We start from the raw sequence: 25211 nt of genomic DNA on the forward strand, positions 1-25211 counted from the left end.
ATGGCAAATAAGTACTTGATCTTTTTCGTTCTATTGTTTTGTTTTAATGTACGGGCTCAATATGGGAACGAATGGATTGATTACAGTCAGCGGTATTATTCTTTTAGGATATATGAAGATGGTGTCTATCGATTAGATTACAGTTTTTTGGCTGCGGCAGGTGTTCCCGTTGGTTCTATCGCTCCTGATAATTTCCAAGTTTTTGGATTTGAAAAAGAGCAAGATATTTGGATTGAAGGTGGTGAAGATGGGAGCTTTGATCCCGGCGATTTCATTGTTTTTTACGCTAAAAAAAATACAACATGGTTAGATTCATTACTTTTTGATGAACCTGATGAAGTAACCAATCGTTACTATCCACTCTATAATGATACAATCAACTATTTTTTGTCTTGGAATAATGAGGTCGATAACCAACGAATAACGGCAGAGGTTGATACCGATTTTGGAGCATATACCAGTCGAGCATATTATATGCGAAAAGTCTATAAATCAAGTCATAATTACTATAATGAAGGATATAAGGTTGCCGGATTATCGCATTCGAACTATTCTGCAGGTGAAGGTTGGTTAGGACCTCGTTTGTTCATGTCATCAGCAGTGAATTATCAAGATGATTTTTTGGTGTCTACAAATGCTTATACTGGACCAGGGGCTCCAACTGTTAAAATGGAATCAATCACTGTTGGAGCGTCTAATGCAGCCTTTGACGGAATGGGAAACCATCACCTAGAAGTTCAGCTAGGACCTTCTCATATTACTATCATTGATACGGTTTTTACTGGTTATCAAATGAATCATTTTAAATACGATTTATTACCAAGTAGTCTAGGTTCTTCCACAACAAAAATTAGGTATCAATTAATTAATGATTTAGGTGTTGCTTCAGATTATCAGGCAGTTGCTTTTACTGAGATGATATATCCGCATTCCACCAACCTTGGAGGAACGTCATTTGCCAAAATGATCATTCCTAAAAATGAGTTTGAGGCCAAATCATTCTACGAATTCTCAAACTTTGTTGCTCCTAATCCGTGGGCTTTTGTATTAGGGGATGAAGTCAAAAAAATTCCAGTAGTTGTATCGGGAAGTAACTATCGTGTTTTAATTCCTAATCCTGCGCTCACGAGCGATGAAAATTTTGTGATTTTTGATGAGTCGCAAATGAAAACACCAACTACCTTAACTCCTGTCAATGGAAGTGGCTTGTTTACTGACGTTTCATCCTTTTCTTACGAATCGGCTTACTTGATGATTACGAATCAGCTTTTGATGTCTAGTGCCAATGAATATAAAACGTATAGAGAAGGAACTTTAGGTGGGTCTAATAATGTTATTTTGATGGACCAACATGAATTGAACCTCCAATTCGGTGGCGGTGTTCCTAAACACGTTATGGGAATTCGAAGATTTGCACATTATGCCTACAATCAAGCAACCACAAAGCCAGAACATCTTTTTATAATTGGTAAAGGAATTAGAGAAGCGAATGAGAGTATTGCAGCTCCAGGAGGTACCCGAAAATTACCGAGTTCCTACCAGTCTTGTATGGTCCCAACTTTCGGCTATCCAGCAAGTGATATGTTAATTACAGCGCAACTCGATGGGAATTTATGGGCACCATTAATTCCAACCGGCCGTATTGCCGCCAAATCTAACGAAGAAGTTTTAGTTTATTTAAACAAGGTTAAAGAATATGAATTGGCGCAAGATCCATTGTCTTATTATTCGGTAAACGATAAGCTCTGGCAGAAAGAGATTTTACATTTTGGGGGCGGAGCAAATGCAGTTGAACAGTCTACGTTTAAAATTTATCTCGGAAGGTATGAGGATGATTTAGAAGGACCGAATTTTGGGGGCAATGTAACCTCTTATTATAAAACAGTTTCTGATCCTGTTGATCCTTCAGTATTGACAGAAGTTACCGACCGAATAAAAGAAGGAGTTTCCTTAATCACTTTTTTTGGTCATGCAACGGCGGACGGATTTGATACGAATATTGATGATCCTGCAAATTGGAATAATCAAGGCAAATACCCTATAGTTGTTGGTAATGCATGTTTAACCGGTAATATTTTTGAACCAACCGTATATTCTGCCTCTGAGGAATATGTCTTGATTGAGAACGCCGGTTCAATAGCCTTTCTTGCGAATGTTAAACAAGCTTTTTCAAATTCGCTAGATAGTTATTCAAGTGTGTTTTTTAATCGTATGTCTAATGTCGATTATGGTCAGTCATTAGGCACGCTTTCACAAAAAACGATTGCGTCCGTTGAATCAGAAATTATGTCATTCGGTTTGCAAAATGTGTGCAATCAGATGACCTTGCATGGAGACCCGGCTATAATACCGAATCACCATGACAAACCTGAATTAGAAATCAACCATTCGAGTCTGTTTTTTACTCCAGCAGTTATTGATTTAACCGTTGATTCATTGGATGTTAATGTTGTACTTTATAATTTGGGGAGGTCGGCAGTTGATACCTTTGCAATTGAATTGAAAAGGTCATTCCCTAACGATGGAGGAGATTCCGTTTACACCAAATTGGTTCATGGTATCGATTATATTGACACGGTTGTATTTACAATTCCTTTCTACAATAATATCGGGGTAGGAATTAACTCGTTTACGGCTTCGGTTGATATTCCCAGTATCGTAGCGGAGCAATTTGATGAGGTTGGAAATAATACGTACACAAAACAGGTGTTATTTGATGTAGATGGCATCTACCCTGTTTGGCCATATGATTTTGCAGTTGTGCCAAATGATAAAATTACGCTAAAGGGATCAACTGTTAATCCATTTGCTGGTTTAGCTAATTATCGTTTTGAAATTGATACAACGGATTTATTTAACAGTCCTGCGAAATTGGTTAAATCCAAAAGCTCACTGGGCGGCGTAGTCGAGGTTAATTTTGACGAATGGGAGAGTGCAGTTAGTGGATCCTCGGCTGAATTGACATTAGAAGATAGCATGGTTTACTTCTGGCGCGTAGCTGTTGAAGATACAGGTGATTATTATTGGATTGAACATTCATTTCAGTATATCAATGGCAAATCTGGATGGGGGCAAGATCATTTCTTTCAGTTTAAACGAAATGATTATAACTTCTTGGATTATGAACGCGGAATAAGAAAACGGCTTTTTGGACCTTCTTATAAAACTATAGATTGTACAGTATATGGAAATGCTTCTGGTTGGTATGAGTTTGCTTTTACGCTTTTTCATATTGACGGAAGTTTGGACCCAGGCTATGGAGAATATAATTTCTGCTCTACCCAACCTCAATTTTTAGTTGCAGTAATTGACCCTTATACATTAAAATCATGGGGTACAAGATGGGATGCGGGTGGTGCAATTGAAATGCAAAACCCGGATCATAATTTCGGTAATGCCAACGATAATGGTGGTTGTCGTGCAAGGGTTGAGGATCACTTTGGCTTCTATCAAAATAATGCGACACAATTGGAGGCATTTGAAAATATGATTTTGAATGAAATTCCGGACAGTTTTTACTTCCTCATTTATACTTCTCGCTATGCGAATTATTCAGAGTGGGACACCGAATACCCCGCAGTATATGATGTCTTTACTGAAATTGGATGTGATAGTATTTATCCAGGGCGGGAAGAAGTACCATTTATTGTTTTTGGTAAAGCCGGAAATCCAGCAGCCACTAAAGAGGTTTATGGACAATTTTTAGATGATTTAATTCAATTAGATGATACTTTGTGGGGCTATGATCATTATGGTGAAGAGGCTTCCACTATTATCGGTCCGGCAAGTGAATGGGGAACTTTGTATTGGGACCAAGACGCAATGGAACCAATGACGAATGATTCGTCGCGACTTTTACTAACTGGAATTACTGCTGAAGGAACAAGAGCACTAATTCTTGATACCTTATTCACTGCTAACGATTCAATTTTATACTTAAATACGCTCGTCGAGGCCGATGATTATCCTTATATACAATTATCAGCAAAACATTGGGATTTAACTGGTTTTACCCCTGCTCAAATTGATGGGTGGCATGTATTATACGAGCACGCACCTGAAGCAGCATTAGATGGTACGGCAGGTGTTTATTTTTTGCCCTCTGACACCTTACTCGAAGGGCAACGGTTAGCTGTGGCATTTGATATTAAGAATATTAGTGACAAGCCGATGGATTCATTACTCGTTGATTATTGGGTAGAAGACGCTAATCATAATTTGGTTCCTATTACTTACCCAAGACAAGATTCTTTAAGGGTTGGTCAAACCATTCGAGATACGTTGTTAGTACCCAGTGTTCATCTTCCAGGATACAATAGTTTATGGGTGGAGGTAAATCCATATAACGATTTGGGAGCTAAGGATCAATTTGAGCAATATCACTTTAACAACATGGGGCAACTGCCTTTTTATGTCAATGCTGATGTTGAAAACCCAATATTGGATGTGACTTTTAATGGTTATCATATCTTAAATAATGATTTAGTGGACCCGTATTCAGAAATTGTAATCAGTCTTAAGGATGAAAATCCGTATTTAATTATGGAGAATGAAGAGGATACGGCAAATTTTGGCATTTATCTTACAGATCCTAAAGGCATACAGAAGCGATTGAATTTTAGAAATAGTCTGGGAGAGCCAATGATGGAGTGGGTTCCGGCCGATCCAAGTAACCAAAAGTTTAAAATAATCTATAAAGGGAATTTTGATCAAAATGGCACTTATCGATTGTTGGTGCAAGCTGTTGATCAATCTGGAAATATCTCAGGTGATTTTGAATATGATATCGAATTTGAAGTGGATCATAAATCCTCGATTACTAATTTGATGAATTATCCAAATCCATTCAGTACGAGCACACAATTTGTGTTCACATTAACAGGAGCTAGAATTCCGGATGAGTTCACCATTCAAATTATGACGATTAGTGGCAAAGTAGTTCGAGAAATCACAAAACATGAATTAGGACCAATTAAGATTGGACGTAATATAACCGAGTTCGCTTGGAATGGTACAGATGAATATGGAGATGCTTTAGCGAATGGTATTTATCTATATAGGGTGATTGTAAAACTTGATAACGAGGATGTAGAATTGCGCGAAAGTGGAGCGGATCAATATTTTGTAAAGGATTTTGGAAAAATGTATTTAATGCGTTAATATCATTCAACAATCTCAAAAAGCTCCCTTGCTTTTGCTCGATTGTACCGGTTAAAATGCCACCATTCTGTCTGGATATTCCAAAAACCTCCGGCCTTCATAACTTTTCTTAATAACTCTCTATTAGCCACCTGATATTGAGTGAGCAAGCCCGAATCTAAATACGCTTTTTCATATCTAGGATAAGCAATTTTGCGTATGTCATCGTATTCCGCGCCCATGTCTAAAGGAACGCCAGAACTATCCGCAATTGTTAAGTCTATTGCAGCACCATAATTGTGTAAAGAACCATTTTTTGGGTTAGAAACAAATTTAGTTTTTTCATGAATTGGCATTTCCAAAATATCCCACATGTATTGTTGTACAGATCTAGGTCGAACTCCATCATAAACATAAAGCGAAAGCGTACTATCTATTTCCTTTAAAGCGGATTGAGATTTCTGAAGATCTTCGGCTACGGACGGTTGAAGGTAAATCCGTGCTAAACTTCCATACATGTCTCGTTGCATGAAGTTATTAGGTGTTGAATAACGAACGTCAACAATAATATCAGGTATAAGTGTTTGAATGTTGACTAATCCTGCTGTAATTATTTTTTTTTCTAAACTATCAATAGCGTAGAGGGGAGCCGGCTTAAAATCAGTTTTTTGTCTTAAAGAGTCAGAAAATATGATCGTCACGTTCGTCTCATCTTCGACATGTTCTTTTTCTTGTACTGGGGAACAACTTCCTAATAGAAAGAGGACAAAAAAAATAACTAATTCACGCATGGGCCTTTTGTTTTAAGAGTATTCGTTTGTTATTCGAGATAAAAAACCAAACCAAACTTTAAATGAAGTGGTTCAAGAATAAAACCTGGTAAGGGCATGTTGGGATCATTGATGAAATCGTACATTAACAAGATTTGATAGTAAGAGCGACTGCCCATAGCTCCAGCATATCCTGCACCTGCCATAAAAGCAGGAACGTTAACTCGGTTATTATAATTATTCACATAATCAGGTGTGTTGAACAAGTTATATTCTACTTGCATTAGAATTGGGTCAATAGGTCTGAACCGGGTAAATACACCTCCTCCAAATGCGCTTAAGTTTACGCTTGCATTCGTAAAAACAACACGTTGAAATTGATACATTGCTGAAAATCCCGCTGAAAATTTCTCAGTGATATCATAACCTATCATTGGGGCGGCATAAATATATGTTCCGAAAGTACCAAGGGATAGTGAGAACTCACCACCGACGTAGATATCCTGTTTAAGATTATACAATGAAAAGTTTTTATCCGAATCTTTTTCGTTCTCTTTTTTGGCGTCTTCAATATCATATTGCCCAAAAACAACTGTAAAGCTTGCGATAAACAAAAATGTTAGCACCTTTTTCATATGACCAATTTATACAATAATTCTTTATTCAAATCATGATTCCCCTTAAACGTATGAAAAGCAAATTTCATGCCTTCTTTCGACAATTTTTGGTGATATTCTTTCGCTTTTTCAACAGTAGAAAATTCATCGGAATCTCCTATTACCATGTGGTTTTGTGTAGCGTAAAAATTCTGCTTAACGGTATCATCCATATCAGGAGGAAAAACAGCTGCCCAGAGAATAAACTCGTTAAACGGTGTATTACCGTAACCAATCCAACGTGAAGCTGTTGCGCCGCCTTGAGAGAAACCAAGTAATATTCGACGATTAAAATGATGATCCGCATCGATACTTTCAGCAACGGCATCTAGCAAGCGAATATAGTTTTTAATGTCATTCAGTCGATCCTCTTTTGTCATCCATGATGCACCAACTCTGCCACTCGTGCCTTCTCGATAAAAGCGATGTGGTCCTTCGGGGCAGATCACATAATATTTATCCGGATCCAGAAAATGAAACTTGCGGATAAAATACTCGGGGAGTTGACTATAACCGTGAAGAGCAATTAACAAGGTACAGGCTTTATCAGGATTCCCAAAGGTAAAATAGCGTCCGGTGTGTTGGTAATTAACTTGAACTTCTTTCGTCATCCATCCATTTTTTTATTTCGGAAATTACTTCTTTTTGGGATTCTTTGTGTGGGGCATGCCCACAATTTTCGAGGATCAATTTTGTAGACACCCCTTTTGTTTTTTCGATGATTAAATTGACTTGTTCTTCTGTTCCATATTGGTCGTTTTTACCTTGAATAATAAGATTTGGAACATCAATTTTTTCTAATAATGAGATTATTTCCCAGTTTTTGAATTCTTCAGATAACCATATATCATTCCAAGCGAAAAATACTTGATGATATTGATTCCCGTGGTATTTTTTTAATCCTTCAAATTTCCCCAGATCAAATAGGTCACGGGCTTCTTTCACACCAGCAATTGTAATGTCTTCAACAAAAACATGAGCGGCTTCAGTGATAATTCCTTTTATGCGATGCCCGTATTTAGCAGCAAAAATTAAAGCGATACTTCCTCCATCAGAATGACCGTAAAGGTAAATCGGTTTGTCGTTGTGCTTACTTGTAGAAATAATTTCAAACAATTCTTCTGCCGCAAGATGAAGATAATTGGCTTGCCGATGAGTAAGGTCACCTAAAGACTCCCCATATCCCTTTCTATCGTAGACCAATCCGTAAGAATTGGTTTTGTCGCAGAGTGAGTTCGGAAAATTCTTCCATTGCTTAACAGAACCAAGTCCTTCGTGAAGAAATATAATTAATCGATTTGAAGATGGATCTCCAATGTATTTAACATTTAATTGCATATAAAAAAAAACCGTCCCTACAGAGTAAAGACGGATGTTTTAAGCGATTATTGTGTTTAGGATTTAATTCGTTCTGAATACTCTCCCTTACGTGTGTCAACTTTAATCTTGTCACCAATGCCAATGAACAAAGGCACCTTAATTTCAGCTCCAGTATCTATCGTAGCAGGTTTAAGTGTGTTTGTTGCCGTATCTCCTTTAATTCCAGGTTCTGTATAAGTAACCTCCGCATCGATGTAGAATGGCAATTCTACTGTTAATGGCAACTCTTCTTCAGCATGGAAAACTATTGTACAGACAATTCCTTCCTTTAAAAATCCTGGATTGTCAATCATCGACTTGTTGATGAATACTTGCTCGAAAGTTTCAGTATTCATAAAATGATAACCATCACCCTCAGGGTAAAGATATTGGTAATTTCTTGTTTCTACCCGAACGATATCAATTTTATGTCCAGCAGAAAACGTGTTGTCCACAACTTTTCCTGTTTCGATATACTTTAGTTTTGTGCGCACGAAAGCAGGTCCTTTGCCGGGTTTAACATGTTGAAATTCTACTACGGTAACAATTTTACCACCGTGCATCATACAAAGTCCGTTCTTAATATCTGATGTAGTTGCCATAAATTTAGTTTATAAAGGGCCTTTGATAATCCCCTTTTTTGATTCTTTAATAAAGTTTAATACTGTTTCCTTTTCTTCGCAATCAGGAATTTCTGTTTCAATGGACCGAACGCCATTTGTGACCGAATTATGAAGAATAAATAAATTTCGATAAATATCTTCAATGTTTTTTAACGTTTCATCGGTCATTCCTCTCCTACGTAAACCTATTGCATTAACACCTGCAAATGTAAGCGGCTCTCGAGCTGCTCGAATATAAGGAGGGACGTTTTTACGCACACTAGTCATTCCCGCCACAAACGCATGTTGACCGATTCTTACAAACTGCTGAACACCACACATTCCTTCAACTATGGCCCAATCTTCAATTACAACATGACCGGAAATCCCTGAACTATTCGCAATGATTACATTATTCCCAATTGTGCAATCATGGCCAATGTGAACGTAACACATCAGCAAACAATTTTTGCCGATGGAAGTTTTTAATTTATCGTCTGTTCCTCGATGTATGGTGACGCATTCTCTAATGATCGTATTGTCACCAATTTCAGTTGTAGTATATTCCCCATGAAACTTGAGGTCTTGAGGAATCGCAGAAATTACTGCACCCGGAAAAATTTGAACATTTTTGCCAATTCTGGCACCTGGGTAAATGGTGACATTAGGTCCAATAACAGTTCCTTCACCGATTTCAACATCCTCATATATTGTTGTGAACGACTCAATGGTGACGTTTTCGGCAATTTTCGCCGCAGGATTAATATTTGCTAATTTACTAATCATTCCGTTTTATCTTTCACGACTTGAGCAAGCATATCAGCTTCCATAACAACTTTACCGTTTACATAGGCTTTTCCTCCCATGTTTACTAACCCTCTTCTAATTGGAGATAAAAGTTTAAGGTCAAAAACGACGGTGTCACCAGGGCGAACCATTGTTTTAAATTTAACATTATCAATTTTCATAAAATAGGTCGAGTAGAGGTGAGGATCTTCGACTTTGTCCAAAGCAAAAATACCACCAACTTGTGCCATAGCTTCTATTTGTAAAACACCAGGGAAAATTGGATTACCTGGGAAATGACCTGTAAATTGAGGCTCGTTCATGGTGATGTTTTTAACCCCAATTATTCCATCCTCAGTGATTTCAAGCACTTTATCTACCAACAAAAATGGATAGCGATGAGGTAACATTTTTTCAATAGCGACAATATCGTAAAGCGGTTCCTTTTCTAAATCGAAAAATTTCCCCTTATTCGCAGCATTTTTTGCATGCTCTTTAAGAATTTTGGCAAACCTAACGTTACCGCTGTGCCCCGGTCTAGCCGCTAAAATATGACCTTTAATTGGTCGGCCTAATAAGGCTAAATCGCCAACAATATCAAGCAATTTATGACGAGCAGGTTCATTTTCGAAATGTAATTTTGTATGGTTCAAAGTACCAATACCATCAACAGTGACGGACAAATCTTCTTTACCCAGTAATTTTGCTAATCGATCAAGTTCTTCTTGCTTAATATTTTCACGTTCGATTAATACGATGGCATTATCCAAATCCCCTCCTTTGATGAGGTCATTCATTGCTAAATACTCCAACTCACGCAAGAAAACAAAGGTTCTACATTTTGAAATTTCAGTTTCAAAATCATCAATTTTGTACATGCTAGCATGCTGCGTTCCTAGTACGGGAGAATTGTAATCAACCATTACTGTAATTCGATATTCTTTATCGGGAATGGCTAAAAATTCAATTCCTTTCTCTTCGTCCTCCCACTTTATATTTTCATCAAGAATTAAATAATCTCTCTCTTGATTTTGCTCTTCTAATCCTACTTTTTTGATGGCCTCTAAAAAAGGAAACGAACTTCCATCCATAATAGGAACTTCCGGAGCGTCTAATTTGATCAAAGCATTATCAACCTGCATGGCGTACAATGCAGCCAATAAATGTTCTGTTGTATAAACTTTAGCACCATTTTGCTCAAGGGTAGTACCTCGTGCCGTAGAAACGACATTGTCAGGGTCAGCTTTTACAGTAGGTTGCCCTTCGATATCAATTCGTTGGAATTTGTAACCATGTTTTTCTGGAGCAGGACAGATGGTTAAATTTACAATTTCTCCAGTGTGTAATCCAACACCACTCAATTTGATTTCACCTTTTAAGGTATGTTGTTTATCAGCCATTAATTACGGGTTATTTGCTTTGATTTTTTTCAATTCTTCTTCTAATTCTCTTAAACGATCCAAAATTTGAGGCAATCGTCTAAATCCCATATAAGATTTTTTATAGTCATCTGCGTCATAAGCTGGAGAGCCTAATAACGTAGTACCTTCTTTTTTTATTGTCTTAGGAACACCTGCTTGCGCTCCAATTAAAGTTCCATCAGCTAAACTAATATGTCCTACTATACCAACTTGGCCACCAACCATCATGTTTTTACCTAGTTTGGTTGAGCCGGCAACACCAACTTGTGCAGCCATTACAGTATTATCTCCAACTTGCACGTTGTGTCCAATTTGAACGAGGTTATCGAGCTTAACTCCTTTTTTAATAATAGTCGAACCTAATGTAGCGCGATCAATGCACGTGTTTGCTCCAACCTCTACGTGGTCTTCTATGATCACATTTCCAATTTGTGGAACCTTTTGATAATTATTTTCTGAATTTGGAGCAAAACCGAAACCGTCAGCACCTATGACCACTCCAGCGTGTAACGTACATGACGAACCAATAACGCAGTCACGGTATATCTTTACACCAGGAAAAACTTTAGTGTTTGCTCCAACTTTTACATTGTCTCCAATATATGTGTTGGGATAAATGTGTACGCCATCTTCAATAATAGCACCCTCACTTATATATGCAAATGCTCCGATGTATACATCTTTACCAATTGTAGCAGAGTCTGCGACGTGAGAACCATTTTCTATTGCAGGTTGTTTTGCTGTGGCTTGATCATATAAACCTAATAGTTTTGCAAAGCAACTGTAGGCCTCCTCAACTTTTATTAATGTTATACCTTTTGGTAAATCTTTCTGCGGTTCAAAACTACGATTTACAATGACAATTGAAGCTGCCGTATCGTAAATATGTTCCTCGTATTTAGGATTGGCCAAGAACGATAATGTTCCCGTTTTTCCCTCTTCAATTTTTGAAAGGCCGTTTACAGAAACCTCCGGATTACCGACGATTTCGCCTTCTAATATAGATGCAATTTGTTGTGCAGAAAATTCCATTGTGCCAAAATTAATAATTAATAGTCCGAGTACTTATGGATTCTAACGAAGTTTTCAACAAAGTAGTTGAAATAACAACATTATGACTTGGTTTTTATTTTGCAAAGATAGTACTTCTCAACTGGAGTAGACAAAGCAGAGATGTTTAAGTTGTCAGAAGCTTTGGCTAAATCCATTATTTTTCCTTTTCTAAGCTTAATTAAAATTTGATTGGAATCACCGTCGTATGCGCTGTTAACTAGCTTTTCATTACGAATAAAATAACCTAATTCACTCGGTGAAATGTCTAAAGCAGTTTCAATTTTTTTTGATGCTTTATCCAATTGTTTTTTTGTGAAAGGTGATTTAGAGATGGAAGTTTTAAATAACCGTCTACTCGAAATGTCTTTGCAAAGTTTTGATAAAATTGGATCCGAGCTAAATTGCCATACCTTAATGGATGAGCTGATATCACTATCATCGATTAATGCAAAATGCTTGAGCATGGTAGGATCATTCTTAAATTCTTCGAATGAAATATCATTTTTTAAAAACAATTCCAAGCTAGGACTAGCAAATAAGCTCTCACCGTGCTGATAAAGGTGTTTAGCTCTTTTTAAAATACTTGTCAGCATAAATTCAGAAGAAACCACAGTTTTATGCATGTATACCTGCCAGTACATTATTCTTCGTGCACCGATAAAGTTTTCGATTGAATAGATCCCTTTCTCTTCAATAACTAATTGGTTATTTGCGACATTTAACATGGCGATAATTCGCTCACTTCCTATTACTCCCTCTGAAACACCTGTAAAAAAACTGTCCCGTTGAAGGTAGTCAAGCCGGTCCATATCTAATTGACTGGAAACAAGCTGGTGTAAGAATTTTTTAGGGTGCTTATCCGTAAATATTTCAATACCAACCGTAAGTTTCCCCTTAAACTCTTCGTTAAGCCGTTCCATGAATAAAAGCGAAACTTCTTCGTGATGAATTGATTTTAACAAAGAATGTTCGAGCGTGTGAGAGAAAGGACCATGCCCAATATCATGGAGCAAAATAGCTATCAAAGCACCTGTTTTCTCTTTTTCAGAGATATCAACTCCTTTTGAACGTAAAACTTCAATGGCTTGATTCATAAGGTGCATTGCTCCCAAGGCATGATGAAACCGCGTATGATTGGCACCCGGATAAACTAGATGAGACAAGCCCAATTGTTTTATTCTCCTAAGTCTTTGGAAGTAAGGGTGCTCAACAAGGTCAAATATTAATTCGTTAGGAATTGTAATAAAACCGTGTACAGGATCGTTTATTATCTTTCTTTTGTTGTGCGTTCGTGATTGCAATTTCAAATGATTAATTTAACAGTTCAAAACTAACCAAAAAATAAAGAATGGAAGCAAGAATTTTGTGGGCAGATGATGAAATTGATTTACTTAAACCTCATATTTTGTTTTTAGAACAGAAAGGATATGAGATTGATACAATAAATAATGGAGCTGATGCCGTGGAGATGGTGGATGAAAAACACTATGATATTATCTTCTTAGATGAGAATATGCCAGGACTTAATGGTTTGGAGACCTTAGCAAAAATAAAGGATAAAAATCAAAATGTGCCGATTATAATGATCACTAAAAGTGAGGAAGAATACATTATGGAGGAGGCAATTGGAGGTCAAATTTCTGATTATTTGATTAAACCTGTAAATCCGAACCAAATCTTGTTGGCATTGAAGAAAAATTTGCTCAAGAAAGATTTGGTCAGTCAAAAAAATTCTCATGATTACCAAGTTCAATTCCGTCAGATCGGTATGCGTTTAAATGACAGGTTAGACGTAGATGAATGGAGCGAAATTTATCAACAACTTGTGAATTGGGAGATAAAGCTAGAAGAGTCCTCTGATGAAGGGATGAAAGAAATTTTTGCAATGCAAAAGAAGGATGCCAATAACCAATTTTGTCGTTTCATAGATGATAATTATGCAAACTGGGTAAATGGGGATGAAGATGCCCCTTTGATGTCTCATCAATTATTGAAAGAACGTGTTTTTAGTTCTTTAGGAGAAGAGCCTGTTTTTTTAATCGTAATTGATAATTTACGGTACGATCAATGGATGGTATTGAAACCGTTGATTGGCGAATTTTTTAACGTAGAAAAGGAGGAACCATTTTATTCGATTCTCCCTACGGCAACTCATTATGCAAGGAATGCAATATTTGCTGGTTTAATGCCAAGTGAGATCGAAAAAAGATATCCAAAACTGTGGCTCAACGAAAATGACGAAGGAGGAAAAAATCTGCATGAAGAAGAGCTGTTAGCAGAGAATTTAAAGCGCAACAATAAAAAAATCAAAATGTCCTATAATAAGGTGGTAAAACTTGATTTTGCAAAAAAGTTGGTAGAGCGTTTTCATGATTTGTTGCAGAACGATTTGAATGTTATAGTTTATAATTTTGTGGATATGTTATCCCATGCAAGAACTGAGATGGAAGTTATAAAGGAATTAGCTGATGATGAATCGGCATATCGGTCTTTAACAGTTTCCTGGTTTAATCATTCTCCCTTAAAAGAAATCTTTAAAAAAATTGCTGAAAAAGGAATTAAAACATATTTAACCACGGATCATGGAACAATAAGAGTTGAAAATCCTGTAAAAATTGTTGGGGATAAATACACAAATACCAATTTGCGCTATAAAGTAGGAAAGAATTTGAGCTATAAAGCAAAGGATGTCATTGAATCCACTAATCCAGAAGCAATAAAATTACCGAAAGAAAATGTGAGTTCAAATTATGTTTTTGCAAAAGAGAACGACTTTTTCGCCTACCCCAATAATTTCAATTATTACGCCAATTACTATAAGGACACTTTTCAACATGGTGGTGTTTCGCTAGAAGAAATCATCATCCCTTTTGTCGAATTGTCGGCAAAATAAATGGAGGAAATTGAAATTTGATTTATCTTTGAATAAAAGGGTGAATGAAATTAGAAATGAATGAACTGGCTGATATTCCCAACACAGCCGTTCAGTTTTTGAAGCAGGTGGGTGAACACAAAATGTTTGCGTTTCATGGAAGTATGGGTGCGGGAAAAACGACATTTATCACGGGTTTATTGAGTGAAATGGGTATTGATGACCATGCCTCATCTCCAACATTTTCTATCGTAAATGAGTATTTTTCTCCACAATATGGGAAGGTTTATCATTTTGATTTTTACCGAATTGAAGATGAAATGGAAGCTTTAGATATAGGTGTGGAGGAAATATTTGAGGAGGATGCGTATTGTTTTATCGAATGGCCCGAGAAAATCGATAACCTTCTACCAGAGAATTGCGTATCGGTTTATATTGAAAGCGAGATTAATGCAAGAACAATTCACATAGATTTATGATAACCGATCCAGAAACATTAAAAGCATTAATGAAGGAAGGTAGCTTATTACCTCAAGAAGAAATGCTAGCCATTGGAAGTAAAAAAGACAAACTATCCATAGGAATTCCAAAAGAAACCACTTATCAAGAATGTCGTGTTGCGCTTAATCCAGAGGCTGTGCAGTTTTTAGTAAGTAATGGACACCATATTATCGTTGAAGCGGGGGCAGGAAAACACTCTCGCTACGAGGATGTTGATTATTCTGAGGCCGGAGCCGAAATCGCTTATGACAAACAAAAAGTTTTCAAAGCAAATCTTATCTTGAAAGTTGCGCCACCCGCCGACGATGAAATAGAAATGATGCCTGGAAACCAAACCTTAATCTCGGCATTGCAATTGACGCTGCAACCAAAAAAAACATTGGTCAGTTTAATGCAAAAAAAAATAACGGCCATTGCTTGGGATTATATACAAGATGAACATGCCATTTTTCCTGTCGTACGAGCTATGGGTGAGATTGCAGGTAATACCTCCGTTTTAATTGCATCCGAACTTTTGTCTGATTTTAAAACAGGAAAAGGAATTATGATGGGAGGAGTTGCTGGCGTTCAACCCAGTGAAGTCGTGATATTGGGTGCGGGAACAGTAGGGGAGTACGCGTGTAGAAACGCGCTTGGATTAGGGGCGTCAGTAAAAGTTTTTGACAGCTCAATTTCAAAACTAAGAAGATTACATAATGATGTTGGAAATCGAGTTTATACTTCCGTGATTCAACCTAAGCTACTTAGTAAAGCTATTCAACGGGCTGATGTTGTAATTGGTGCAATTCGTGCACCATATGGACGCACACCATGTGTTGTCACAGAAGAAATGGTGAAGTCAATGAAGCCAGGTTCTGTAATTGTCGATGTTAGTATTGATCAAGGCGGATGTTTTGAGACTTCTCGAATTACAAATCACGACAATCCAACGTATACTGTTCATGATGTAATCCACTATTGTGTACCAAATATCGCTTCCCGTGTATCAAGAACTGCCTCTATTGCTTTGAGTAATATTTTCTCACCCATATTATTAGATATAGGAGATGTAGGTGGATGTAAGGGCATGATTCTTAAAAATCATGGGTTTAGAAGTGGTGTTTATATTTATCAAGGGCAACTCACCAGTCAAATTCTTGGAAAAGTATTTGATTTACCTTATAAAAATATCGAGTGGCTATTAGCAGCTAGATAGTTGGCGCTAAATTGGTTGCTAAGAAGTATATTATATTTCGTAATGCCGTTGTATATGTTATAGGCATTAATTTACTACTCTTTTTGTTTTTACCATTTTATGCTTCATGGTCACCTGCTATGAGTGAGGTATTTGAGGGCGGATGGAACCAAATATTTTTATACGAAGATGAATTTCTTTTTATGGGACTATCTCCTTTTTATTTGCTTTTCCCACTAATGTTATTGAGTAAAAATAGAATCGTTAAGATGGCTTTAAAAGGAGTACTTTTAATTCTTGCAAGTTTTTATTTTGCATATGGGGTAGTTGCTACAGGAATGCCAGTGCAAGATTTTGTGCCAAGAATGGGAGTATACTTATTGATTCCTCTTATTCCTGAACTTATTTATTTGTACTATCTGGATTCCTTGGGTAAAAGAAAATAAAAAAAGGGATTAAAGTATGCCTTAAATCCCTTTTCAATAAATGCTGATTACGTGTTTACCAAGCAAAAAGTGGTAAGTCACTCATAAGTTGATTCACTTCTTTTTTAACGGCTGTTAGCTCCGCTTCATTATCTTTATTCATGAGTACGCGGTCAATTAAATCAACAATTGTTTCAATTTGATTCTCTTTAATTCCTCGAGTGGTAATTGCTGCGGTTCCAATTCTTATGCCTGAGGTTACAAATGGTGATTCTGTATCGAACGGCACCATGTTTTTATTGACTGTAATGTCTGCAGCAACGAGGGCATTTTCAGCATCCTTACCAGTTAGCCCCTTTGAACGCAGGTCGATAAGCATAGAGTGGTTTTCTGTTCCACCAGAGATGATCTGATAACCTTTTTCAACAAATGCAGCCGCCATTTTTTTTGCATTTTTTACAACCTGCTCCATATAGATTTTAAACTCAGGAGCGTTAGCCTCTTCGAAAGCAACTGCCTTAGCAGCAATAACATGTTCGAGTGGACCACCTTGTGAGCCTGGGAAAACAGCTGAGTCTAACAAAGAACTCATTTTTCGCACAGTGCCTTTTTTGGTAGTAATGCCCCAAGGGTTATCAAAATCATGTCGCATCATTATGACACCACCTCTTGGACCTCTTAACGTTTTATGTGTTGTTGTTGTTACAATATGGCAATGATCAAAAGGATCGTTTAACAAACCTGCGGCAATTAATCCAGCTGGATGCGAGATGTCTGCTAAAATTATTGCTCCGCAAGCATCTGCAATTTTTCTAATTCTTTCATAGTCCCAATCACGTGAATATGCAGAGGCTCCGCAAATAATAAGTTGAGGTTTTTCTCGCATGGCTATTTCTTCCATTTGGTCATAATCAACCAAACCAGTTTCTTTATTCACTCCGTAGAAGAAATTTGTAAATCTTTTACCAGAAAAATTCACTGGAGATCCGTGGGTAAGGTGTCCGCCATGAGAAAGATCAAAACCTAAAATTTTATCTCCTGGTTGAAGACATGCCAGAGTAACAGCGTAGTTTGCTTGAGATCCTGCATGGGGTTGAACATTTGCCCATGTTATGTTGAAAAGCTTTTTAAGTCGTTCAATTGCTAAGTTTTCGACCTGATCAACGATTTCACAACCTCCGTAATATCGTTTTCCCGGTAAACCTTCAGCATATTTGTTGGTCAATACTGATCCCATTGCTTCCATTACCTGTTCACTCACAAAGTTCTCTGAAGCAATTAGCTCAATTCCCTCTTTTTGACGTTTATTCTCCTTTTGAATGAGGTCGAAAATTTCCGTATCTCTAGCCATAAAATTTTTTTTTGTAAAAATAGGAATTTACAGGATTGCAAATCATTTTCCTTGCGGGAAAAATCGAAACAAAAGTACTAGAATCATAAAAGGCATAAAAGATTGAGCTATTCCCATTACTGTTCTAACAACTCCGTAAAGGTCATTCATTTTACCTGTAATTAATCCAAGGGAGTAGAATAGTGCTGAAATGGCCAATAAACCGACATAAGAATAGATGACTATTTTATTAAATTGAGGATTATTGAAGAGAAGTTTGACAATCCAATAAGTCAAATAAAAAAACAGGAAAGTAAAGAGAAAAGTCAATATCCATTTTAGGACATTAATTTGACCGGGTGTCCAATCTAGAAAAAAATAGAATTCATACCTCGCCTGATTCATCCGTCCTTTGGTTAAGGTAGCATAAATCCAATTGATATTATAGAATAAATAACCGCGAAGAAAACCAAGGTTAACGATTAGTAGGGTTAATATAATAACCTTAACTTTTCGACTCATGGGGTGTGTATTTTTTTGCCCAGAAATACCACAGGGCGAAGATCACGGAGTAAACGAAAATTGTAAACGTGTACAGGTGGTTAAAATCGAGGTATTTAGGGTAGTAGTTGTTGATTAAAACGAGAATCATTATCCGCAGAACATTTGCGGCATGTATGATAATTAACCCCATGGGGATGTACCAGAGTTTTTTTAACCATTTGCCCGGAAAAGCGAGAATAAAAATTGAAAAGATGGAAAAAAGTTTAAATCCATTACATTCATGCCCAACCCATATTCCTTTATTGTTACCTCCGTCTAATATCAATACAACATGATCACTCTCAATGTCAATATGGGTAATAACATCAAAGATTGAGAAAGCTTCACGCGAGAGATAAACAATACTATAGCTAATCCAATAATCCCAATCAGTATAGGGTTTGATAAGAAGATAATACGCCAATAACCATAGCGTGTATAAACTTGCAGCAATAATTAGGAATCGGGCGATAGAATTGAACTGTTTACCTTCGAATAATCCCATGTGATTCCTTGGTTAATACAATACAAGAAGTTAAAACGCCTTAGGCAGTCTTTAATTGTGTGTAAAACATACGAATCGCTAAAGCAATACCCGCAATGATTAAGAAAACTAAACCACTGTCAATTGGCACACATTCTGGTTCCCAGCAAGGAGGAGTACCACCTGCGGCTCCGCCACCACCTGGTGGTGGACCTCCTGGAGGTTGTGCGAATAGGGATAAACCTCCAATTAAAAAGCTCAGGGTTAGTACAACTCTGGCGGTAATTAAACGATAGATATTATTCATTTTAACGCTATAATATTACTTTCTTGTTAACAATTTGGTTTTCAGTTTTAACACTGATAATGTGGAAGCCTTTTAAATGCTCAGGCAAAGTTATAATATTTGAACCACTTATCAAACTAGTTTGAATCGAATATACTTCAGTTTGACCTAGAACGTTTGTAATTGTTATTGTGCTTAAACCGACTTCCTCTTCTGATACTGCAATATCAATTACATGTCCCATTTGGTTAATTACTACAGTACCACTTTGCATTTCACTTTCATTTATTCCAGCGAATGCTGCGCCATGGTTTCCTTCGCCATTCGTTAAAATAAGCGTGAAACGACTGATGTCTGATAAATCTTCTTCTGCATCCGCATCTGCATGGAACACATATGATTCTGCTTTTAAATCGATTGTTTGGTTCGTTTCAGCATCATATAAATAAATATGGCGATAATTTCTAAAATTAGCCCAGTTATCAGCTGAAATAGTATAGAGCCCTGTGTTTTTGATTTTTACATCAAGTTGAAATGACTTGTCTCTGCCGTCAGGAGCGATAAAGTTTTTTCGTAAAACACCCTCTTCAAATTCAAATGCTAAAGAAGGTCCATCTTGATGAGGTTGTATCAATTGTCTTAAGTCCATGTCATCTTCTAATCCATCTTGCGCCAAATTCTTTTCTTCTAATTGTGCTACACAATGGTAAGTTGAAGCGTTTTCTTTCAGAGTTACCAATAATGCATTATTTTCCTCGTGTTCTCTAATGTAAGTAGCATTTCCTTCAATTTTGTTTGCTTGGCTGAAAGTAACTGTTCCTGCTCCAGACGAAAATATCCAGACAGCTTGACCTGTAGCCATTAGTCCGTTTTCTGTTATTTCAGGTATACTAGAAGTACCAGAAGTTCCATCATACCATTCAAAGCCACCTGAAGATGGGTCATATACATAGAAATATTCTCCAATTCCTCCAGATAATCCAACAGAACTGAAGGAGATAGGTGATGCATAGGGGTTTCCTATTGTAGACCAACCTGATCCAAATGAAAAATCAAGATTGCCAGAAGCGTTCAATGTTCCTACTGAATTCAGTGTACCGCCATCCCAGCTTGTCATCGTATTTCCTACAAAAATTTCGTACCCTCTTCCGTTTACAATCGGATCAGAACTACTTGTCACGTCGATAAGTACATCATCTTGATTATAGGTTACAGAATGGAAACAGCCATCCGGTCCCCAGGCACAACCGTCAGGGAAATCGTCACCACTCATCGGTAAATCTGGATCCCATCCATTAAAAGTAGCCCCAATTACGGGAGAGGCTAAATCACGCCACCCTGCAATTCCTGCTGGAATAAAACGTTGTACATTAAATTGGCCAGTTATTGTTGATCCTGCCATAATTGGTCCAACTCTACCACCCTCCGCAGCGCTAGTTGATGCGATGACAAAGTTCGTGGACGGGTCAATTACTAAATGTCCCGCGTTAGGCGATAATGTTCCGTGTAAAATATAATTTTGCTGCTCAAAGGTTATGGTTCCTCCGGCTGTGTTGTTCAGGATAACATTGTTTAAACGAACCGTGTCTTCTGATTCACTTAATATGTTTACATTTTGATTTACTTCACCAACAAATGCAATTGTACCGTCGTTGAAATTAGTTTCTCCTGTGATTTCCCAGTTTCCAGAAATATTTAATGTGAAATCCTCATCCATTGTCAATGTAGCACCTGCGTCTACATTTAAGTTTGTCATGAATCCATCAGTATCTACAAATACTTCATCGCCATTAAAGATGGTTACATTGTCCAATGCTGTTGGGATACACCCGCAATCCCATGTCAACGGGTTACTCCAGTCTCCGGTGGTCACTGAATTAATATCCAGTGAGTTTTTAGGTGCTGCGACAGTAATTAATGTTCCTGCTGTAACGTTGATGTCTGCACTTACCGTTTTATTCACACCGTCGTAAGCCGTTGGAATGGCGACAGTAGCATTGGTGAAGTCGCCATCACCGTCTGAATCAATTAAAATAAAATAATCATCTGGGATACCAAAATCTAGGCCTGGAGCACTTAAATCAAATGAGAAATTTAAAGTTCCAACGTCTCCAGTTTCATCAATACGCCACTGACGTTGCATTCGTTCATACTCAAGCGCTAATAAAATAGGAGGTACATTTTCAGTGTCATATTCATCAATCGGCTGATTATCATGTCCCACAAGTAAATATTCTCCGGAACCCATGTCGTCTGGCGATGAAATCGTTAGGATGCCATCACCCGTAGATTCGTTGTGCACGTTGGTCCCATCATTACCAATTCCAATAACACCTCTGCTGTGGGTTGCTTCATAATCGTATAAATCGGTTGGGATAGCCATATTGTATTTCGCCCCCAAGTAATTTTCAACTAATACACGTTCTAAATCATTTAGGCTTGTGTTGAACACAATAAGCTCTGAAACTAGTCCGCCGAATACATATCCACCGAAACCGTCCGTTCTTTTATTCGCTAATACTACATTTTGATGACCAGAAGGTACTGTATATGCTCCGGAAGTTGTTCCGCCATGAACACCTTGATTATACATGCTGATTGCTGTTGGTGTCATGTGTTGAGAGTAGAATGAAGGTGCACCTGATCCTACAAATGAAGTTGATACTCTGGTAGGAGAGTATTGTGCCCCAAATAAAGTAGAATATCCACCCACAGCATAAGTTTCCCACTTTCGAGAGGCTGATGCATATTTTGAAGTTATAAGCATATCTGATAACAGCGTTGTTTTTTGATATACCATAAAAAAGGTTAAAGACTCGGAGTCTAATTCTGGTATTGCGCCGGAGAATAAGACATCATTATAACCGTCGAAGGTGAGAGCTGGCATTCCATTCATTCCCGTACTGCTGTATATGGGAAAACGATCTGCACTCACACTTGTGAAATTTTCACCATTTTCGGATTTATCTCCCCAGAAATTTACGGGGTCTCCATCCACATGATTTAACGTTGTTGCATCCAGCCAAATTTGATTTTCGGCAGCGGCACCAACACCTGCAGGTCCTCTTTGAGCAAGAGTAGGAATGGTCATGCATAAAACTGCAAATACCATCGTTAGCTTGTAGAAAATATTCATATAGTAAGTTTTATATTGAGGTCAAAAGCTTTATTCTAAACTCAAAATTAAGGAATTAATTCAATATGACGTAAAAATCTGTATTTTATCTCTGTTAAATTATTGTTTTTAGACCAAGACAAGGATTACATCGATTAATTTGAAATTATTCATAGAATCATGGTAGACTGATGTATACAAATGATTTTTCTTATTATCTTTCGGCCAAATAACTTGTGCAGGCCCTTAGAAATAACTGATTAACTGAGCCTGAAACTTTTTTCTATGAGTGAGAATCAAATTGCACCTCCGAGTCCTTCCAATAAGCTGGTTGAAACAAAAGATTTATTGTTTGTTTGGCGTTTAATCTTAAAGAATTTAGGCTTTTTGATTTTACTGCCCATTTTAGCCTATGCTGTTGGTTATATTTACACTTATCGGTTGACCAATATTTATGGGGCAAAAGCTGAACTCTTGTTAAAATCGAACGACACCTATGATTATCAAGATCCAATTTATAAAGGGTTAGGAGCTTATGGTGTTTATATGGATGTGCAAAACCAAATCAGAATTCTTAATTCGCGCGATTTAGTTGGGGAAGTGGTGGATAAATTAGACATTGCGACGTCATATTTTATTGTTGGTAGAATCAAGAAGGTGGAGGTATTTGAATCCATCCCTTTCAAGTCAACATTCAATGTCATCAACCCGCAGATTTATGAAAAACCTATTGCGGTTTCTATTTTAGATAAAGATCACTATGAAGTAACCTACGAAATTAATGGTAAAGAATTCGTTTATCAGTATCCTTTTAATGAGGAAGTTCGGAATGCTGAATTTTCGTTGCGCTTGGACAAACGTTATGGGCTTAATTCTGATGATGTGAGTGGTTTACAAGAGTCGGAATATGAAATTGTTTTTCATTCACGCAATTATTTGATTAGTAAATTCCAGTCAAGCTTAAAGGTGGAAAATATTGAGCATACAAGTGTTTTAGAATTAATGATTACTGATGAATTGCGGGATAGGGCGGTCGTTTATTTGGATTCCATGACCCACACTTATGTGAATTATTCAAAACGGGTACAATTGGAAGTCAATGAAAACACGTTGAACAATATTCAAAAACAAATTGATACGGTGCGCATACTCATCGAAGAAAAGGAAGCTGCTTTACTGGCCTTTCGAGATGAAAATGCAATTTTAAACGTGGACAAAGAAGGAGAAGATTATTTTAACGAGTATATTTCTTATTCAAAGGACAAGCGTTTGTTGAAACAGAAAGAGAATTCGATCTTATCGTTAATGGAATATTTGAATAGTGGTGAGGATGCGCGCGTATTACCCCCTTCTTTTTACATCGAAGAGAATGATGTGTACTTAAGAGATGCAATTTCTACTATTCGACAAAAACAAGTGCAATATGAGGTAGATCGGGCATCTATGTCTGCTGATAATCCATCAATGATGAACGATTTAAAAGAATTGGCTTTATTAAAAAGTGATGTATTGGCTTATCTTCAAAATTTAAATAGTGCCATAAAAGCTGAAATTGAATTAATTGACGAGTATATTGCAGAGTATCGTAGCAATATTAAAAAATTGCCAAAATCAGCGCAAGGGGTAAAGAACTTGACGCGAGAATTAGAAGTCAACAATAATATGTATGTTTTTTTATTGGAAAAGAAAACAAATACATTGATTGCACGTGCCGGTATAATTCCACAAGTACGAATTATTGAAAACACGGTGAGTACAGGTATTGTTTACCCAAATCGAACACAAATTATTCGATTATTTGTGATGGGGGGCTTGTTATTGGCTTTGTTTATTGCGATTATTCGAAAACTGTTTTTTGAACGTATTGAAAGTGTGACAGAGTTAGCACAGTATAGTGAGATACCGATTGCAGGTGGGGTGCCATTTTTGAAGAATCAAGATGAATTATTGGTCACCAAAGCGCAACCAAAATCTCATTTTACCGAAAGCTTTAGAACGATTCGTACAAATCTATCTTTTATGAACCGAGGGGAAGAAGGTAAAGCGACGAAAGTTTTATTGTCATCCTTTTTTCCAGGGGAAGGAAAAACATTCTGTTCTTCAAACCTCTCTTTGTTATTAGCAAATGGAAACAAGAGGGTTTTGATCATGGACTTTGATTTACATCGACCGAAAGTGCATAAGATGTTTGATTTAAAGAATGAAAAGGGGGTTTCCAACTATTTAATTGGTAAAAACGAATTTGATGAAATTGTTCATCGGGGAATTCATGATAATTTAGACGTGATTACAGCTGGACCAATTGCCCCAAATCCCTCTGAACTCGTCTTGCGAGAAGAGGTGAAAGCCTTAATTACTTATGCTGAAGAAAATTATGACTATGTAATCATCGATACACCTCCTTTTGGATTATTGAATGATACGATGGAATTATTGAATTATATCGATAATTTCTTAGTGATAATGAATGCACGGCATACCCGTAAAAAAGGGGTAGACCATATCAATGAAGTGCTCGGAAAATATACGAATGTTGGTAAAGGAGTGGTGCTAAATGGAATTAAGGAGAACCGTTTCCAGTACTATTATTCTAAATATACCTATAAATACAATTACGGTTATAATTATGGCTACGGTTATGGTTATGGTAAGTCATATGGTGAAAATTATTCGAATGATATAAATTAAATTAAAC

20 protein-coding genes are annotated in these 25211 nt (G+C 37.0%); 6 read left to right on the forward strand and 14 right to left on the reverse strand.

Going from position 1 to position 25211, the window contains the following annotated elements; all coding sequences use genetic code 11:
* Positions 1 to 5160 (forward strand): putative type IX secretion system sortase PorU2, encoded by a 5160-nt coding sequence (gene porU2 / locus A8143_RS01760; protein ID WP_066755385.1) that lies wholly within the window; start codon positions 1 to 3, stop codon positions 5158 to 5160.
* A gap of 2 nt (positions 5161 to 5162) precedes the next feature.
* Here the strand turns inward: porU2 and A8143_RS01765 are convergent, their stop codons facing one another.
* The 9 genes from A8143_RS01765 to A8143_RS01805 all read right to left on the reverse strand — a co-directional run bounded on the left by A8143_RS01765 (position 5163) and on the right by A8143_RS01805 (position 13093).
* Complete coding sequence (locus A8143_RS01765) at positions 5163 to 5930, reverse strand: M15 family metallopeptidase (RefSeq protein ID WP_066755387.1); 768 nt, start codon at positions 5928 to 5930, stop codon at positions 5163 to 5165.
* Positions 5931 to 5959: 29 nt separating this feature from the next.
* Positions 5960 to 6544, reverse strand: coding sequence for a hypothetical protein (locus tag A8143_RS01770; protein WP_066755389.1), 585 nt, complete (start codon positions 6542 to 6544; stop codon positions 5960 to 5962).
* Positions 6541 to 7176 carry an alpha/beta hydrolase gene (locus tag A8143_RS01775; protein WP_066755391.1) on the reverse strand — a complete coding sequence of 212 codons (636 nt, stop codon included), beginning with the start codon at positions 7174 to 7176 and terminating at the stop codon, positions 6541 to 6543. The genes A8143_RS01770 and A8143_RS01775 overlap by 4 nt, the downstream gene beginning before the upstream one ends.
* The gene (locus A8143_RS01780) at positions 7154 to 7903 is read right to left on the reverse strand and encodes an alpha/beta fold hydrolase (RefSeq protein ID WP_066755394.1); all 750 of its coding nucleotides are present in this window, start codon (positions 7901 to 7903) and stop codon (positions 7154 to 7156) included. Before A8143_RS01780 ends, A8143_RS01775 begins: the two co-directional genes overlap by 23 nt.
* A gap of 56 nt (positions 7904 to 7959) precedes the next feature.
* Entirely contained in the window at positions 7960 to 8526 is a 567-nt protein-coding gene (gene efp, locus A8143_RS01785) for an elongation factor P (protein WP_066755397.1), read from the reverse strand.
* Between the two features lie 9 nt (positions 8527 to 8535).
* On the reverse strand, positions 8536 to 9312 hold the full coding sequence (gene lpxA / locus A8143_RS01790; RefSeq protein WP_066755400.1) for an acyl-ACP--UDP-N-acetylglucosamine O-acyltransferase: 777 nt from the start codon (positions 9310 to 9312) through the stop codon (positions 8536 to 8538).
* The gene (locus A8143_RS01795; protein ID WP_066755403.1) at positions 9309 to 10712 is read right to left on the reverse strand and encodes a bifunctional UDP-3-O-[3-hydroxymyristoyl] N-acetylglucosamine deacetylase/3-hydroxyacyl-ACP dehydratase; all 1404 of its coding nucleotides are present in this window, start codon (positions 10710 to 10712) and stop codon (positions 9309 to 9311) included. The genes lpxA and A8143_RS01795 overlap by 4 nt, the downstream gene beginning before the upstream one ends.
* A 3-nt stretch (positions 10713 to 10715) precedes the next feature.
* Positions 10716 to 11765: a UDP-3-O-(3-hydroxymyristoyl)glucosamine N-acyltransferase gene (gene lpxD / locus A8143_RS01800; protein WP_066755405.1), complete on the reverse strand. Its 1050-nt coding sequence runs from the start codon at positions 11763 to 11765 to the stop codon at positions 10716 to 10718.
* An 80-nt stretch (positions 11766 to 11845) separates the two neighbouring features.
* Entirely contained in the window at positions 11846 to 13093 is a 1248-nt protein-coding gene (locus tag A8143_RS01805; protein WP_317040027.1) for an HD domain-containing protein, read from the reverse strand.
* 41 nt (positions 13094 to 13134) lie between these two features.
* Between A8143_RS01805 and porX the strand changes: the two genes are divergently transcribed.
* The 4 genes from porX (at position 13135) to A8143_RS01825 (ending at position 16779) form a co-directional block, all read left to right on the forward strand.
* Positions 13135 to 14679 (forward strand): T9SS response regulator signal transducer PorX, encoded by a 1545-nt coding sequence (gene porX, locus A8143_RS01810; protein ID WP_066755407.1) that lies wholly within the window; start codon positions 13135 to 13137, stop codon positions 14677 to 14679.
* A gap of 44 nt (positions 14680 to 14723) precedes the next feature.
* Complete coding sequence (tsaE, locus tag A8143_RS01815) at positions 14724 to 15137, forward strand: tRNA (adenosine(37)-N6)-threonylcarbamoyltransferase complex ATPase subunit type 1 TsaE (RefSeq protein ID WP_066755410.1); 414 nt, start codon at positions 14724 to 14726, stop codon at positions 15135 to 15137.
* A complete protein-coding gene (locus tag A8143_RS01820; RefSeq protein ID WP_066755413.1) occupies positions 15134 to 16354 on the forward strand; it encodes an alanine dehydrogenase in 1221 nt (406 codons plus the stop codon). The genes tsaE and A8143_RS01820 overlap by 4 nt, the downstream gene beginning before the upstream one ends.
* Positions 16355 to 16473: 119 nt before the next feature.
* Complete coding sequence (locus A8143_RS01825) at positions 16474 to 16779, forward strand: hypothetical protein (protein ID WP_066755415.1); 306 nt, start codon at positions 16474 to 16476, stop codon at positions 16777 to 16779.
* Between the two features lie 55 nt (positions 16780 to 16834).
* Here A8143_RS01825 and A8143_RS01830 read toward each other — a convergent pair whose 3' ends face one another.
* The 5 genes from A8143_RS01830 to A8143_RS01850 are packed head-to-tail and all read right to left on the reverse strand — an operon-like array spanning position 16835 to position 22537.
* Positions 16835 to 18109, reverse strand: a complete 1275-nt coding sequence (locus tag A8143_RS01830) for a serine hydroxymethyltransferase (protein ID WP_066755418.1) — start codon at positions 18107 to 18109, stop codon at positions 16835 to 16837.
* A gap of 42 nt (positions 18110 to 18151) precedes the next feature.
* On the reverse strand, positions 18152 to 18610 hold the full coding sequence (locus A8143_RS01835; protein WP_066755419.1) for an XrtX-associated membrane protein: 459 nt from the start codon (positions 18608 to 18610) through the stop codon (positions 18152 to 18154).
* Positions 18594 to 19136 carry an exosortase X gene (xrtX, locus tag A8143_RS01840; RefSeq protein WP_066755422.1) on the reverse strand — a complete coding sequence of 181 codons (543 nt, stop codon included), beginning with the start codon at positions 19134 to 19136 and terminating at the stop codon, positions 18594 to 18596. The genes A8143_RS01835 and xrtX overlap by 17 nt, the downstream gene beginning before the upstream one ends.
* Before the next feature lie 40 nt (positions 19137 to 19176).
* Positions 19177 to 19422 carry a PID-CTERM protein-sorting domain-containing protein gene (locus A8143_RS01845; protein WP_066755424.1) on the reverse strand — a complete coding sequence of 82 codons (246 nt, stop codon included), beginning with the start codon at positions 19420 to 19422 and terminating at the stop codon, positions 19177 to 19179.
* Between the two features lie 7 nt (positions 19423 to 19429).
* Complete coding sequence (locus tag A8143_RS01850) at positions 19430 to 22537, reverse strand: T9SS type A sorting domain-containing protein (protein ID WP_083261175.1); 3108 nt, start codon at positions 22535 to 22537, stop codon at positions 19430 to 19432.
* Between the two features lie 264 nt (positions 22538 to 22801).
* Here A8143_RS01850 and A8143_RS01855 point away from each other — a divergent pair, with 264 nt between their 5' ends.
* Positions 22802 to 25204: a GumC family protein gene (locus A8143_RS01855; protein ID WP_066755428.1), complete on the forward strand. Its 2403-nt coding sequence runs from the start codon at positions 22802 to 22804 to the stop codon at positions 25202 to 25204.
* Positions 25205 to 25211 lie beyond the last annotated feature (7 nt).

It is taken from the genome of Crocinitomix algicola, assembly GCF_001661595.2.
GTDB lineage: Bacteria > Bacteroidota > Bacteroidia > Flavobacteriales_D > Crocinitomicaceae > Crocinitomix > Crocinitomix algicola.